This window comes from Paraburkholderia sp. J11-2 (assembly GCF_905220185.1).
In the GTDB taxonomy this organism is placed as follows: Bacteria; Pseudomonadota; Gammaproteobacteria; order Burkholderiales; family Burkholderiaceae; genus Paraburkholderia.
This window is the reverse complement of sequence record NZ_CAJMYY010000023.1, coordinates 78,071-92,957: the sequence shown is the minus strand read 5'-3', so window position 1 is coordinate 92,957 and position 14,887 is coordinate 78,071. Positions and strand designations below refer to the sequence as shown.

13 protein-coding genes are annotated in these 14,887 nt (G+C 62.6%); 9 read left to right on the top strand and 4 right to left on the bottom strand.

What is annotated here, in order from left to right; all coding sequences use genetic code 11:
- Positions 1 to 21 precede the first annotated feature (21 nt).
- From U5A57_RS28725 to yicI, 8 genes are all read left to right on the top strand, one after another.
- Entirely contained in the window at positions 22 to 414 is a 393-nt protein-coding gene (locus U5A57_RS28725; protein WP_321915025.1) for a hypothetical protein, read from the top strand.
- Between the two features lie 645 nt (positions 415 to 1,059).
- Complete coding sequence (locus tag U5A57_RS28720) at positions 1,060 to 2,205, top strand: hypothetical protein (RefSeq protein WP_321915024.1); 1,146 nt, start codon at positions 1,060 to 1,062, stop codon at positions 2,203 to 2,205.
- Positions 2,206 to 2,372: 167 nt separating this feature from the next.
- Complete coding sequence (locus U5A57_RS28715) at positions 2,373 to 3,419, top strand: substrate-binding domain-containing protein (protein WP_321915023.1); 1,047 nt, start codon at positions 2,373 to 2,375, stop codon at positions 3,417 to 3,419.
- A 262-nt stretch (positions 3,420 to 3,681) separates the two neighbouring features.
- Entirely contained in the window at positions 3,682 to 4,893 is a 1,212-nt protein-coding gene (locus tag U5A57_RS28710; RefSeq protein WP_321915022.1) for a sugar ABC transporter substrate-binding protein, read from the top strand.
- Between the two features lie 87 nt (positions 4,894 to 4,980).
- Positions 4,981 to 5,919 (top strand): sugar ABC transporter permease, encoded by a 939-nt coding sequence (locus U5A57_RS28705; RefSeq protein WP_321915021.1) that lies wholly within the window; start codon positions 4,981 to 4,983, stop codon positions 5,917 to 5,919.
- An 84-nt stretch (positions 5,920 to 6,003) separates the two neighbouring features.
- Positions 6,004 to 6,816, top strand: coding sequence for a carbohydrate ABC transporter permease (locus tag U5A57_RS28700; RefSeq protein ID WP_321915020.1), 813 nt, complete (start codon positions 6,004 to 6,006; stop codon positions 6,814 to 6,816).
- An 18-nt stretch (positions 6,817 to 6,834) separates the two neighbouring features.
- Positions 6,835 to 7,914 (top strand): sn-glycerol-3-phosphate ABC transporter ATP-binding protein UgpC, encoded by a 1,080-nt coding sequence (locus tag U5A57_RS28695; protein WP_321915019.1) that lies wholly within the window; start codon positions 6,835 to 6,837, stop codon positions 7,912 to 7,914.
- A 54-nt stretch (positions 7,915 to 7,968) separates the two neighbouring features.
- Positions 7,969 to 10,299, top strand: a complete 2,331-nt coding sequence (gene yicI, locus U5A57_RS28690; protein ID WP_321915018.1) for an alpha-xylosidase — start codon at positions 7,969 to 7,971, stop codon at positions 10,297 to 10,299.
- A gap of 77 nt (positions 10,300 to 10,376) precedes the next feature.
- On the opposite strand, the gene U5A57_RS28685 is transcribed toward yicI, so the two are convergent.
- Together U5A57_RS28685 and U5A57_RS28680 are read right to left on the bottom strand one after the other, a co-directional pair.
- Complete coding sequence (locus U5A57_RS28685) at positions 10,377 to 10,643, bottom strand: DUF4148 domain-containing protein (RefSeq protein ID WP_321915017.1); 267 nt, start codon at positions 10,641 to 10,643, stop codon at positions 10,377 to 10,379.
- Positions 10,644 to 10,834: 191 nt separating this feature from the next.
- Positions 10,835 to 11,911 carry a GGDEF domain-containing protein gene (locus tag U5A57_RS28680; RefSeq protein WP_321915016.1) on the bottom strand — a complete coding sequence of 359 codons (1,077 nt, stop codon included), beginning with the start codon at positions 11,909 to 11,911 and terminating at the stop codon, positions 10,835 to 10,837.
- A gap of 267 nt (positions 11,912 to 12,178) precedes the next feature.
- Between U5A57_RS28680 and U5A57_RS28675 the strand changes: the two genes are divergently transcribed.
- On the top strand, positions 12,179 to 13,432 hold the full coding sequence (locus U5A57_RS28675; protein WP_321915015.1) for a serine hydrolase domain-containing protein: 1,254 nt from the start codon (positions 12,179 to 12,181) through the stop codon (positions 13,430 to 13,432).
- A gap of 135 nt (positions 13,433 to 13,567) precedes the next feature.
- Here U5A57_RS28675 and U5A57_RS28670 read toward each other — a convergent pair whose 3' ends face one another.
- Together U5A57_RS28670 and U5A57_RS28665 are read right to left on the bottom strand one after the other, a co-directional pair.
- Entirely contained in the window at positions 13,568 to 13,801 is a 234-nt protein-coding gene (locus tag U5A57_RS28670) for a 4-oxalocrotonate tautomerase family protein (RefSeq protein WP_321915014.1), read from the bottom strand.
- Positions 13,802 to 13,882: 81 nt separating this feature from the next.
- Entirely contained in the window at positions 13,883 to 14,593 is a 711-nt protein-coding gene (locus U5A57_RS28665) for an SDR family oxidoreductase (protein WP_321915013.1), read from the bottom strand.
- Positions 14,594 to 14,887 lie beyond the last annotated feature (294 nt).

The window sequence follows — 14,887 nt, the reverse complement described above, 5'->3', positions numbered from 1 at the left end:
ACCGCAGTCCATTCTTGCTCCATGACCCGATACCTTGACGCTGCCGCGCTGCGCGAACTCGCCGAACACGCGGAGCGAACCGACCCGCCGCCGTGCACCTGCACGAAAACGCCGCTCGATGGCTGGCAATCGCAACCGCTTTCGCTCGACGAGCGGCAACTGGAACAGATCGGCACGCTCGTATGCGCCGACGAAGCCGAGCCGACCTTTGCCGAACATCTGCCGGGGGAAACCGGCTACTGGTCGGAGAGCGCGCCGATCGCACCCCGGTACTTTCCGTATAACCGTTGCGGTGTCTGGAAGTGCACACTGTGCGGACGCCTTTACCTTCGCTATACGGAAGGCGGCGGCTATTTCGTCGATCAGCGCATCCGTGCGTTGAAAGCGCGGTTGATCGAGGATGTGCCGCTTTGAGTACGGCTAGATTGGCGAATAACTTCTGATTCGTTCGCGCTTATATTCGTCGTGAATCATCCAGAGGTCAGGCTTTTCCCTGGCCTCTCTTTCATTTCTCTCGGCATGACATTCGACTGACTGCCTATGGCGCTTTCGAATTCACAACCGCGCCTTACATGAGCGCGCAGGTCGCGCTGCGCAACGCGCGCGTGTGTCGAGCCGGGCCTTTCGATGTGCCCGCGCATCAAATCCTCAATGGCGAGTTGAAGCTCGCGCCCAGACTCCCTCGCTGCAGTGCGATGCAGGAGATGGCGCGACGCAGCACGCGCCGATTATCTTCCCCCTCTGATCAATTCTGAGTTTTGTTCTCAAAATCAAATGCGTGAATTAAAACTTACTAAGTTCGCGTAATTCATTGGTCGAAAAATTTCCGCAGCCATACATTCATAGATGCCTTTATATGGAAACGATCAATTTCTTTGTTGTGCATGATTACCGTTCCTTGCGCATTCTTACGTCCAGATCGAAGCCCTGCCATTTGGCCGCTTCAAGGACATGGATGACGTGAGCCGCAGTGCGATGACAAGTCATCGATGTGCTCCCGCAGATTCCGTGAGGCATTCGTCTTGACCCACTTGTTCTGCTACTCAAAGGAGCCGACTGATGAATAAACCGTTATTGGCCTTTCTATTGATAGCCACCGTAGCCGTTGCCGGTTGCGGCGGAGGAGACAGTTCCAGTTCGAACCCGACTTCGGCCGCGGCCACACCGTCCGCGCCCAAACTGCTCACGAACATTGCCGTGCCCAATACCACGAGCCCTGCGTTCAGCTTCGACATCGGCTATGTGGAGGCGGGCAAGTATTATCTGGCCGATCGTAACAACAAGTCTGTCGATGTCGTCGACACCAAATCGCACGCGCTTATTGCGCAGATTTCCGGCAACTTCACTGGCGTGGGCGCGAATACCGATGCCTCCGGGCCGGATGGTATCGTGGGCGTGACGGGAACGCATACGCTGTATGTGGGCGACGTCGATAACGTGAAAGTCGTCGATACGTCCGCGATGCAAACGGTCAAGACGATCCCCATCAGCACGTCCGGCTCGCGCGTGGACGAAGGCTGCTACGATCCCGACGACCATCTGATCATGTTTGCGAGCCCTGGCGACACGCCGCCCTACGTGACCTTCATCTCGACCACGACGCAGACCGTCGTGAACAAGCTGGTCTTTAACGGCTCGTCCGGTCTCGAAGCCTGCGCATACGACCCGGTGTCGAAGAACTTCCTCATCAACAACGACGGAACGGCCGCTAACCCCGACGGCGAACTCGACGTGATTACCGCCAGTTCGGTCGCATCGGGCGCGCCAGCAGTCAGCAAGTCGTTTCCGCTCGGCAAATGCGGGCCTGCAGGCATCGCGCTCGGTCCTAACAGTGACGTGCTGATTGGCTGCGATCCTTCGGCGGGTGACCCGCTCATCACGCTGATACTCGATCGCAATACTGGCGCGCAACTCGCGTCGGTGCCATTTGGCGGCGTGGATCAGGTGGCATACGATCCCTCGTCGAACCGCTATTTCCTGCCAGCGCGCCACTACGTCACGAGCGGCACCGCGGCGGCGTCGGGCTTCACGCCGACCATGGGTGTCATCGACGGCGCGACGCGCAAGCTCATTTATACCGTGGCGGTGGGGACGGGCGCGCACTCGGTTGGCATCGACAGCAGCCTGGGCGAAGTCTTCGTGCCATACCAGCCCGGTGCATCGGCATTCCCGAATGGCGGGATATCGGTGTTCTCGACGCAGTAGCCGGGAAGCATGAAGTCATAGCCAACAGCCAGCGGACGTGAAAATCGTCCGCTGGCTGTTTTTGTTTCTTCGGCTGCTTCGGCCCTTCGGTCACTTACGGTTATGATGTTTCGCACCGTGCCGGCTCCGCGAGCCCGGACTGATTCCAATCATCATTACACCAGCGCATGGGTATTCGGGAACTCGCCAAAGTACTGAAGCTGTCTGTTTCGACCGTGTCGCGCGCCTTGAACGACAGCGACGAGGTGAGCGCCGAAACGCGCGAGCGCGTGCGTGCCGCCGCGCTCGAGCATGGCTACGCACCCAGCAAATCGGCCGCGAGCCTGCGCCGGGGGCGGCTCGACATCGTCGGCCTGATGCTGCCGGTGCGGCGCGAAGAAGAGACCTACACGCTCGGCATTTTCATGAAGCTGGCGGACGGTCTGCAGTCGGTGTTGTCGCGCCACGGCATGGATCTTGTCATGTACTCGAGCGAGTCGTGGGACGACGAGTTCGCGCGGTTGCGGCGCATTGTCGATCGCCGGCATGTGGACGGCGTAATTCTCGCGGGCACGCGCAAGCACGACGAGCGGCTCGATTATGTCGCGAGCCGCCATTTTCCGTTCGTGGCGCTCGGCCGCAGCGAGTCGGGCGGCGAGCATGCATGGGTCGATCTGGACTTCGAGGCGGCCGTGACGGAGGGCGTCGAGCGGCTCGTGGCGCAAGGGCATCGGCGTATCGCGCTCGCCATTCCCGGCGGCGACGCCATGCAGGCGCACATCTACCTGCGCGCATGGAAGAAGGCGATGAAGAAGCACGGGCTGCCCGTGCCCGAAGGGTTCGTGCAGCGCAACGAACTCTCCGAGCGCGGCGGCTATCTCGCGACCGAGGCGTTGCTCAACCTGGACGTGCCGCCGGACGCGCTGATGTTCCAGAGCGACTGCATGGCGATTGGCGCGTACCGCAAGCTGCACGAAACGGGCAGGGCGCCGGGCCGCGATCTGGCGATTTCGGGCGGCGTGCTGGCGGGCGAAGTGTCGGAATACCTGGCGCCGCGCCTCTCCGGCTTCACACTCGACGCGTATGGCCTCGGACAGCGTCTCGCGCAGGCGCTGCTCGCGCAGTTCCCGGATATCGGCGACGCCTACCGCGCTGCGCGCGAGCCGCTGCTGTGGCCGCTCACGCTGCGCGAGCGCGACGACGACATCGTGACGCCCGAGGCCGTTCAACGCTAATGGCCAGCCCGGCAACGCCGCGCAAAGTATTGCGGTTTCCGCGAATCGACATTGTGATTTTCGCTTGGCTGTCTTGACAGCGCCTGCCTCACAAGCAACTATTTGCCTGTTTCCGGAAACGTTTCCGGAAAACGCGGTTCCCGCGGCACGAAGTCATGAGACCGAGGCCTGATAACGCGAACCGAACGAGACGGCTCCCGCACCGCCACAGAAAAGAGCCTGAAACAAAGCGCGATTCCCAACGCGCGAAAACGGAGACAGCATGAAGAAGCTACTTGCCGCATCCGCGGCCATTGGTTTGGCATTCTCGCTTTCCTGTGCGTCGCTGCACGCCGCGACGCTCTCGGTCTGGGCCGTGGACGAGCCCGACGACTACACCGCGAAAATGGCGCAGGAATTCGGGAAGCTGCATCCCGATGTCCAGGTGCAGATCCGCAAGGTGGGTTTTGCGGCGCTCAACGACGAAACCATGCGCGCCGTGATGTCCGGCAACATGCCGGACGTCGTGCCGGTCGACAACCCGAACACGGCGATGTTCGCTTCGAAGAACGCACTGCTCGATCTTGGTCCGTACCTCGCGAAGTCGAAGGTGATCGACGCGAAACAGATCTTCCCCGGCCCGCTGAAAAACGCCACGTGGAATGGCAAGGTGTACGCCATTCCGCGCGGCACGAACACGCTCGCGCTTTACTACAACAAGGACATGTTCAAGGCAGCCGGGCTCGATCCCGAGCGTGCGCCGCAAACGTGGGACGAACTCTATACCGACGCGCAAAAGCTCACCGACGCAAAGAAAGGCGTGTACGGTCTCGCGTTTTCCGCCATCAACACGGAAGAGGGCGTGTTCCAGTTCCTGCCGTTCGTGCAGGCCGCGGGCGCCGACTGGGACCGCATGAGCGACCCGGGCGCGGTGCGCGCGGCGGCCTTCTGGCAGAAACTGCTGGACAGCAAGGTGGCCTCGCCGGACACGCTCACGCATAGCCAGTCGGAGGCGGCGGCCACGTTCATCAACGGCAATGCCGCGATGGACATCGACGGTCCGTGGGAACTGGGCGCCGTGGACAAGGGCGCGAAGTTCAAGTGGGGCGTGGCGCTGCTGCCGGTCGAGAAGGCGGGCGGCCCGCGCGCCTCGGCGCTCGGCGAGCAGAATCATGCGATCCTGCGCGGCGCGAAGAACCCGGACGTGGCGTTCCAGTTCCTCGAGTACATGTATGCGCAGCGCGGCCGCGACTGGAACGAATTCGGCATGCTGCCGCCTTCGAAAGACACCGTGACGCCGGACCCGAAGTGGCCGCAGGCATACAAGGTGTTCAACGAGCAGATGCAGTACGCCCGTCCGCGCGGTCCGAACCCGAACTGGCCGAAAATCTCGAAGTCGATCTCCGACGCGATCCAGTCCGTGCTCACGCATCAGGCCACGCCGCAACAGGCCATGGCGGCGGACGCACAGACGGTTCAAGCCGCGGCTAAATAAGCAATCCGAACGAAGTATGGCATTGAGGTTGCCGCCCGAGGAACATGCGTTCTTCGGGCGCTGGCCCGCCTTTGAGCAATGACCGCCATGAACACACTTTTGCGCCGTGCTCCGCGCGACCCGGCAGCGGGGCTGCTGCGCCGCTTTCCGCGCGCCCATGCCTTCGAGATTTCGCTGGCGGTGTTCGCGTTGCTGTATCTGCTGGTGTTTGCGGGCTTGCCGCTGATCTACAACATCGTGCTGTCGTTTCAGCAGGTCGACTTGATGGCGCCTGCCACGCTGTTGCGGCCGTTTGTCGGGCTCGCGAACTATCGCGATGTGTTCAGCCGTCCCGAGATGCACCAGGTGATCGTGAACACGGTGCTGTTCGTTGGGCTGTCGCTCGTCTTTCAGGTGGTGATCGGCTTTCTGCTGGCGTTGTTGTTCGCGCAGGACTTTCCGTTTTCGAGCCTCATGCGCGGCCTCTTTCTCGCGGGCTGGATCATGCCGGGCCTCGTGGTCGGCGTGATCTGGAAGCTGATTTTCGCGGGCGATTATGGCGTGCTCAATCACGTGCTGATGCAAACGCACATCCTGCAAGAGAAAATCTTCTGGCTCTCCGACCCGCACTGGTCGCTCTATGCGGTGATCGCCGCGAACGTGTGGCTTGGCGTGCCGTTCAACATGCTGCTGCTCTCGGTCGGACTCGCAGCCATTCCGGCCGACCTTTATGAAGCGGCTGAACTCGACGGCGCGAATGCGCTGCAACGCTTCGTCGGCATCACGTTGCCGATGATGAAAGCCACGCTCGGCGCCGTGATCGCGTTGGGCGCGATCCTGACAATGCAGCAGTTCGACCTGATCGCGGCGCTCACGCAAGGCGGTCCGGCCAATTCATCGCTCGTGGCGCAGTACTGGTCCTGGCAGCTTTCCCTGCAGACCTTCGAGGTGTCGGCGGGCTCCGCGGTGGCCACGGTCATGCTGGTGCTCGTGCTGATCGTCGCGGTGATCTATGTGCGCTCCACTCGCAATGAAAGGATGGTGTGAGATGAAACAGCCCCTACGCTCGCTGCGCTCACGGCCCCCCAGGGGAGCGGCCAGCCTCCTTGGGGCGGCCCTGCGGAGGCTGGCATGAAGCGCTATGTGCTGTTCGCCATCGCGCTGTGTGTCACGGTGGTTTATCTGTTCCCGCTGTACTGGATGTACATCACCGCGTTCAAGAGCGCGAGCGAAATGTTCCAGTATCCGCCCACGTTCTGGCCGCAACATCTGCAATCGCATCTGTGGCAGGTGTTCAGCAGCAGCGGCATGGGCCGCTTCTTGTGGAACTCGTTCGTGACCGCATGCGGCACGGTGGCGGTGACCGTGTTCGTCGGCACCGGCGCGGCCTACGCGCTCGCGTTCGTGCAGAACCGCTGGACCCGTTTCGCGATCTTCGCGGTGCTGGTGCTCCAGGCGCTGCCTTCGAGCCTCATGGTCACGCCGATCTTCACGGCGTTCAAGAGCCTCGGCCTGCTCGATACGCCGCGTCTGGCCGTCGTGCTCGCGCAGATCACCAAGACGCTGCCGTTCTATATCGTGCTGTGCCGCCCGAGCTTCGTGCAGGTGCCGCGCGAGTTGCGCGACGCGGCGCTCGTGGACGGCGCCACGCCGGCGCGCGCGTTCTTCGGCGTGATTCTGCCGCTCGCGGTCAACGGCATTCTCGTCTCGGCGATTCTCGTGTTCCTGCAATCGTTCGGCGAGTACGTGTACGCCCGCTCGCTGATTCTCGACGACCAGTATCAGACCGCCACGGTGGGCCTTTCGGCATTCGTCGGCGCGACCAAGGTCGACTGGATCGGCATCATGACCTACTCGGCCATTTTCGTCACGCCTATCCTCGTGGCGTTCATGCTGCTGCAACGCAAGATCGTCGCCGGGCTGACGGCCGGCGCGCTCAAGTAACGCATACGGAGAATCGCTGTGGATCGCATACAGATCGAGCGCCTGAGCAAGAGCTACGGAGCCGTGCAGGTGTTGAAGGACATCGACATTAGTGTGCCCGAAGGGTGTTTCGTCGCGCTGGTCGGGCCTTCGGGCTGCGGCAAGTCCACCTTGCTGCGCACCATTGCCGGGCTCGAGCAGATTACGGGCGGCACGCTGCGTATCGACGGCCAGGTCGTCAACGACGTGCCGCCGCGCAAGCGCGACGTGGCGATGGTGTTCCAGAGCTACGCGCTCTACCCGCACATGAACATCGAAAAGAACATGTCGTACTCGCTGCGGCTGCGGCGCGCTGCGCCCCAGGTCATTCGCGAAAGCATAGACGGCGTGGCGCGCACGCTGGGCCTCGACCAGCTGCTCGGGCGCATGCCGCGCCAGCTTTCGGGGGGGCAGCGCCAGCGCGTGGCGATGGGTCGCGCAATCGTACGCAATCCAAAGGTATTTCTGTTCGATGAACCGCTCTCGAATCTCGATGCGGCGCTGCGCGTGCATATGCGCACGGAGATCCGCAAGCTGCACCAGCGTCTTTCCGCGACTTCGGTGTATGTCACGCACGACCAGATCGAGGCGATGACGATGGCCGATCACGTGGTCGTGATGCGCGCAGGCCAAGTGGAGCAGCAGGGCGCGCCGCTCACGCTGTATCACCAGCCTGCCAACCGCTTTGTCGCGGGCTTCATCGGTTCGCCTTCGATGAACTTCATCGAGGCCGTGATCGGGCCGGACGGGCGCAGCGCACAGTTCGGCGGCACACAAGGCGCGAGCCTGCAGACGCTGGACCTTGGGCGTTCGCTGCCAGCGGGCGCGGAAGTCTGGATCGGTTTGCGTCCCGAACATTTGACGTTGCACCGCGAGGCCCACGGCCTGCGCGGCGTGATCGACACCGTGGAGACCACCGGCTCCATGAACTTCATCGCGGCGAAGCTCGATGGCGTTGCGGCGCCCGTGATGATCGCGCAGGCCGGCGTATGCGCCATGCGCAGCGGCGAAGCGCTCGGGCTCGACATTTCGGGCGAGCACATTCACGTGTTCGACAGGAAGACCGAGCGGGCGCTGTAGCCAAACCGCAAGTGAATCTGGACAAGCTGTTCAATAAGCTATGAGTACATCTAAATGAAAATCAGCGATGGCAACTGGTTGATCCGGGACGGTCTGAACGTCTCGTACTCAGCGTCGCCGCACAGCGTGGAGATCGTCGGCGACGAACTGCTCGTGCACGTCGCGCCGCGCGACGTTTCGAACCGCGAACGGCAACTCGACACGGGCCTCTTTACGTGGCGCTTTTTTTCGCCGCAAAGCGGCGTGATTGGCGTGCGCGTCGAGCATTTCGCGGGCGTGGTCGATCGCGGACCGCATTTCGCGCTCAAACACGCGAGAACGGACGTCGTTACGCAGAACACTGAAGAAGAGGCGTGCCTGACAAGCGGCTCGCTCACCGTGCGTATCGTGAAGTCGGGAGACTGGTCGGTGGATTTCCTGCGCGACGGCGAGCGCATCACCGGCAGCGGCTTTCGCGCGAGCGGCCAGGTTCACGACGCCAGCCAGCAGGGCGCCGCATTCATGTTCGAGCGCCTCGATCTCGGCGTTGGCGAGAATGTCTATGGCCTCGGCGAGCGCTTCACCGCGTTCGTGAAGAACGGTCAGGTGGTCGAAAGCTGGAACCGCGACGGCGGAACGGGCACCGAGCAGGCGTACAAGAACGTGCCGTTCTATCTGACCAACCGCGGCTACGGCGTGCTGGTGAATCATCCGGAAAACGTTTCGTTCGAAGTGGCCAGCGAGAAAGTCGCGAAGGTGCAGTTCAGCGTGGCAGGCGAGCGGCTCGAATACTACGTGATCGACGGCCCCACGCCGAAAACCGTGCTGGAGCGCTTCACGCAACTCACCGGCCGGCCCGCGCTGCCGCCCGCGTGGTCGTTCGGCCTGTGGCTCACCACCTCGTTCACGACGAATTACGACGAAGCCACGGTGAACCACTTCATCGACGGCATGGCGGAGCGCGGTATCCCGCTGCATGTGTTCCACTTCGACTGCTTCTGGATGAAAGCCTTCCACTGGTGCGATTTCGAGTGGAACCGCGAGACCTTTCCCGATCCGCAGGGCATGCTCGCGCGGCTCAAAGCGCGCGGGCTGAAGATCTGCGTGTGGATCAATCCGTATATCGCGCAACCGTCGCCGCTTTTCGCCGAGGGCATGGCGAAAGGCTACCTGCTGCGCAAGCCCAACGGCGACGTGTGGCAGTGGGACCGCTGGCAGCCAGGCCAGGGCATTGTCGACTTCACGAATCCCGCTGCGGCGCAGTGGTATGCGGGCCATTTGCGTCGCTTGCTGGAAATGGGCGTGGATTGCTTCAAGACGGATTTCGGCGAGCGCATTCCCACCGACGTGGTCTATCACGACGGCTCCGATCCGCAAAAGATGCACAACTACTACAGCTACCTCTACAACAAGGTGGTGTTCGACGTGCTGCGCGAAGTGCGCGGCGAGGGCGAGGCGGTGGTGTTCGCGCGCTCCGGCACCGTGGGCAGCCAGCAGTTGCCCGTGCATTGGGGCGGCGATTGCAGCGCGACCTACGAATCGATGGCCGAGACGTTGCGCGGCGGCCTCTCGCTGGGCTTGAGCGGCTTCGGCTTCTGGAGCCACGACATCGGCGGATTCGAGCACACTGCGCCCGCCGACGTCTACAAGCGCTGGTGCGCGTTCGGACTGCTGTCGAGCCATAGCCGCCTGCACGGCAGCAAGTCGTATCGCGTTCCATGGCTGTTCGACGACGAAGCCGTGGACGTGGTGCGCCATTTCACCGAATGGAAGTCGCGCCTCATGCCGTACCTGTTCGACGCCGCGCAACAGGCGGTCGATCACGGCACGCCCGTGTTGCGCGCCATGCTGCTGGAGTTTCCGGAGGACCCGACCTGCGATCATCTGGACCGCCAGTATCTGCTCGGCGACTCGCTGCTAGTGGCGCCGGTGTTCAATGCCGTGGGCGACGTGGACTTCTGGCTGCCGGCGGGGCGCTGGACGCATCTGTTCACGGGCCGGCAGGTCGAGGGCGGCCGGTGGCTGCGCGAGCGGCACGGGTTTCTGAGCCTGCCGGTGTACGTGCGGCCGAATACGCTGCTCGCGATCGGGACCGAGGACCAGCGTCCCGACTACGACTACGCGTCGCGCAGCGAACTGCATCTGTTCGAGCTGGCCGATGGCGCGAGCGCGGCAGCGACGCTGCGCGACGAGCGCGGCGCAAGCGTCACTCACGTGAGCGTGACCCGGCGCGGCGACACGCTGACTGTGTGTTACGACGGCGTGAAATCGCCGTTGCCGATGACGCTGCGGCAATGGCCCGAACTGCGCGACGCCGGAGGACTGAAGTCGCTCGCCGGGGAATCAGGCGTAGTCGTGCAGTTGCCGGCAGGTGAGGGAGAAGTGGTGTTGCGCGTCCCGGCGTAAGGCCAGAAATGCGACTGGCCCGCAATGGCGGGCCAGAAGGCAACAACCTTAAAGCGTGGCTTATTCAGCCTTACAGCTTACTGCGCGGCTTGACCGGCTTGCGACGAACCGTTGTTCACGCCGCCGACTGCGCTATTTTGCGCAGCCACGCGAGCTTCAGCGGCTTGAACGTTCGCCGGATATTCATTGGGGTTCGAACGTGCCGGATTGAAGCCGGCCTTTTCGACCTGGATCATGTCTGCACGGACTTGTGCGCGGGTCACGGGCTGGTTCGACTGGGCGAACACGGCAACGGGAGCGGCGAGGGCGGCAGCGATAACAACGGCTTGGACGAGCGATTTCATGACATAACCTCCAGATTTACTTTCTTCTTGAGCTGCCGACGGGGATGTCTGCAGCGATGGAGGCAGTGTAGGAGGGTCAGGGACTAGGGTAAATACCTAAGAAACGAATTCACTGTTTTCGCCGCAAGAACAATCCGGGCACGGGCACGGCGCAAGCCGTTTATTTCCGAACGTGGCGGGAGTCAGTGGGGTCAGACCGCGCTGGGCACCACGCCGACCGGATCGACGAACTCCGTCTTCCCCATGCCGCGCGACTTGGCCCGGTACATGGCGCTGTCCACGGCGCGCATCAAGGTTCGCGCGTCGAGCGAGCGGCTGCCGGTGCCTTCCGTGAGCAGGCACACGCCAATGCTGCACGACACCGTGACCGGATAGCCGCTCACGGTGCGCATATTGGCGAGAATCGCGTGGATGCTGTTGGCGACCGTGAGCGCGTCGTTCTTGTCGTAGACGTGGCGGGCCAGCACCACGAATTCGTCGCCGCCCAGGCGCGCGAGCGTGTCGCCGCGCCGCATGCGGCGCTCCAAAGCCGCGGCGAAGTTGCGCAGCAGTTCGTCGCCTACCGCGTGCCCGAAGGAGTCGTTCACTTCCTTGAAGCCGTCGAGATCGACGAGCAGCATGGCGGTGCGGTCGACTTCGCCGACGCGCGTAAAGAGCGTGCGCCCAATGGCCTGCTCGAGCCGCACGCGGTTGTAGAGCCCGGTGAGCGGATCGGTCGACGCCTGGCGTTCCAGCCGGTGCACGAGCACCGCCAGATAAATGGACGTCGCCACGAGGCTGAGCGCGATGCCGAGCCCGGCCGCGATGTTGGCGTGCCACCACGGCTGCCAGTGCATGAGTCCCATGATGCCGACGAGCGCGACGACACAGGAAAGGCCCAGCATGCGCTGGCCATAGCGGCAGCCCGCGCCAACCAGAAACCAGAAGGCCACCCACAGCAGCGGCAGCGCGGCCGTGCCGCCCACGGCCAGCGCGGCGGTGACGATGGCCTGATCGGCGAACGTGGAGAGCGCGAGGCGCACGAGCGAGCGCGCCGGCGCGACGGTTACCGCCACATACGTGATGACGCCGAACGCCACATAAGCGGTGACCGCAAGAAGCGTTGCGTAGGCATGCGTCGAGCGATAGATCGAGCAGGCAAGAAGGTAGGCGAGCAGCACGACGGAACCGAGCGTAATGCGCAGTACGGACTGCTCTTTTTCAGGGTCCTTCGGAAATGCGCGAAACAACGCCTTCCCGGGCCAGGAATGTATTTCCGTTTCGCCCATGGCTGCCACCCCCGCTGTCGTTCTGTATTTTGTCGCCCGGTAGTGTACCCCACACATATTGCGTGTCGAGGCGCGAAAAAAACGAATTTCAATCGTGCTTTGGGTCGATGCGGTTTGCATGCGCCGCGAGCGCCACAATGTGGCGTCGTGCTGGACAACGCAATGCAGCGCTGCGCAACTTCGCGCCGAATGACCGATACTGTGGCGCGCATCGCATGTAATCCATCCATTCGGAATTGGCTCGGTCAACCCGGTAAAGGAGAAGTCATGGGTAGGGAAGGTCTGGAAAAGCAGGGTATGTCGTGTGAGCGGCTCGCGCGAATCGAACGTTTTCTCGACGAGAACTACGTCGCCGCCGGCACGCTCGCCGGCACCGTCACCCAGGTGTGGCGGCGTGGCGAACTCGCGCTGAACTCGGTGCTGGGTCTCGCGGATCGCGAACGAGAGACGCGCATGGCCGAGGACTCGATCTTCCGCATCTACTCGATGACCAAGCCCATTACGTCGGTGGCGATCATGATGCTGGTCGAGGAGTGCAAGATCGCGCTCGACGACCCCGTGAGCAAGTACATCCCGTCATGGGAAAAGCTTGGCGTGTACGCGGGCGGCTTCATGGAGAGTTTCCAGACGCGTGCGGGCGCGCGCCCGATGCGCGTGGTCGACCTGTTGCGCCATACCTCGGGCCTGACCTACGGCTTCCAGCAAAACACCAACGTTGACGCGGCGTATCGCAAGCTCAAGGTGGGTGAGCTTGCAACCGCAGGCACGCTCGACGAAATGATCGAGAAGCTGGCCACGCTGCCGCTGGAATTTTCGCCGGGCGAAGCGTGGAACTATTCGGTTTCCACGGACGTACTCGGCTATCTCGTCGGCAAAGTCAGCGGCATGGCCTTTGAGGACTTTCTGAAAGCGCGCATCTTCGACCCGCTCGGCATGGTCGATACGGCCTTTTACGTGCCGCAAGAGAAAGTGTCCCGCTTCTGCGCGTGCTATGCCATCGGCGCGCTCGGCTCGAAGGTCGTCTCCGATCGGGGGCCGACGCTGCAGGACGATCCTCATACGAGCCCGTATCGCGAGCCGCCTTCGTTCGTTTCGGGCGGCGGCGGCCTGGTTTCCACGGCGGCGGACTACATGCGCTTCGCGCGCATGCTGCTGGGCGGCGGCGAGCTGGACGGCGTGCGCTTGCTCGGGCCGAAGACCGTCCAGCTGATGACCGCCAACCATTTGCCAGGCGGTGTCGACCTGCCGCGCCTCTCGCGCTCGATGTTCACCGAAGCGGCCTACGAAGGCGTGGGTTTCGGGCTGGGCTTCGCCACGACGATTGCGCCCGCATCCACACTGATTCCGGGCAGCGCGGGCGACTTTTTCTGGGGCGGCGCGGCCAGCACCTTCTTCTGGGTCGATCCGCGCGAGGACATGATCGTGCTGTTTCTCACGCAACTCCTGCCTTCGACTGCGTACCCGATTCGCCGCCAGTTGCGCACGCTCGTTTACAGCGCGATTACGGAGTGCGGAACCTGAGAGTCGCACCGCAATGGACCCGCTTTCCGAAATGCTTTCCCTGCTGAACGATGGACATCGATTGAAGGCGTGACCACCCACTAAGCGTCCGGTGCATTTGTGCGCGAAGCCTGTTCTCGGGCAGGCCGCGCACCTTTACTTGATGAGTCCCTTCTGTCGCCGGTAGACGTCGGTGGGCAGGCCGCCCCATCCCCAGTTTTCCGTTGGCACCTCTTCGATGACGACAAAGGTCGCCTCGAGCGGCTTGTTCAACACGTCGAGCAATAGCTGGCTCACGCCCTTGATGAGCTGGGCCTTTTCGTCCGCCGTGACGGAATCCGTGCCGGGCTTGGTACCCTCGCGTGTGACTTGAATGGTGACGATCGGCATTTCGCTCTCCTTGATGATGATCCGTGGAAGGAGCGCCGGCGCGCGGCGCTCCTCGTTGGCATCGGTGATGCCCGGCGCGGCTTAGTGGCCGGCGATCTGGCCGCCGTCTACGTGAAGGATCTCACCCGTCACGAACGGGGCCGAGTCGAGATAGAGGATAGCGTTCACGATGTCGCTCATCTCGCCCATATGACCCATCGGGTGCAGTGCGCCAAGCGCCGCGTGGGTTTCGGGCGCGTGCATCGGCGACTTGATGATGCCGGGCGACACGGCGTTCGCGCGAATGCCGCGCTTTGCATACTCGATAGCGAGCGAGCGCGTGGCGGCGGCGAGACCGCCCTTGGTCAGCGAGGCCAGCACCGACGGTACGCCGTCGATTGCGTGATCGACGAGTGTCGTCGTGACACTGAGAACATGACCGCTCTCGTGCTTTTCCATCTCTGCAATCGCGAGCTGCGTGATATGGAAGAAACCGCCGAGGTTGATGCCCGTGATCGCGGCGTAGTCTTCCGCTGTGTATTGCGTGAACGGCTTCGCCAGGAAAATGCCCGCATTGTTGATGAGCGTATCGACGCGGCCAAAACGCGAGACGGCCGTTTCGATGACACGGCGAGCCGTGGCCGGGTCGGCGATGTCGCCGGCCACTGCGACGAGATTGCTATCGTCAGTCTGTTTGATGTTGCGCGACGTCGCGACCACGTTGTGGCCGAGTGCACGGAATGCCTTGGCCGTTTCGGCGCCGATACCTTGTGATGCACCTGTGATCACGACGACTTTGGGGGATTGGCTCATATCAACCTCGAAGTAAGTTGGACTCTCTATCTGATCGGGCTTGCTGCTCCGATGTCGATCAATTTACGCACCGGCGCTGCTGTTTTGAACACAGAGGGCGGACAAACAGTTGTGAGTCGCAGGAACAAATGGGTACAAGCCGGGCACAATGACGCCACGCGGAAAAGTCATCGGATTGGCGCTTTATTAACTACGGATTACTGATTAAATAGCGGCGACCGAAACGCGTGAATGCACACGTGCGGGTCAATCTGGATAGGGGGAAAGGTGGGGTGCGCAGCGACCGTCTGGCCG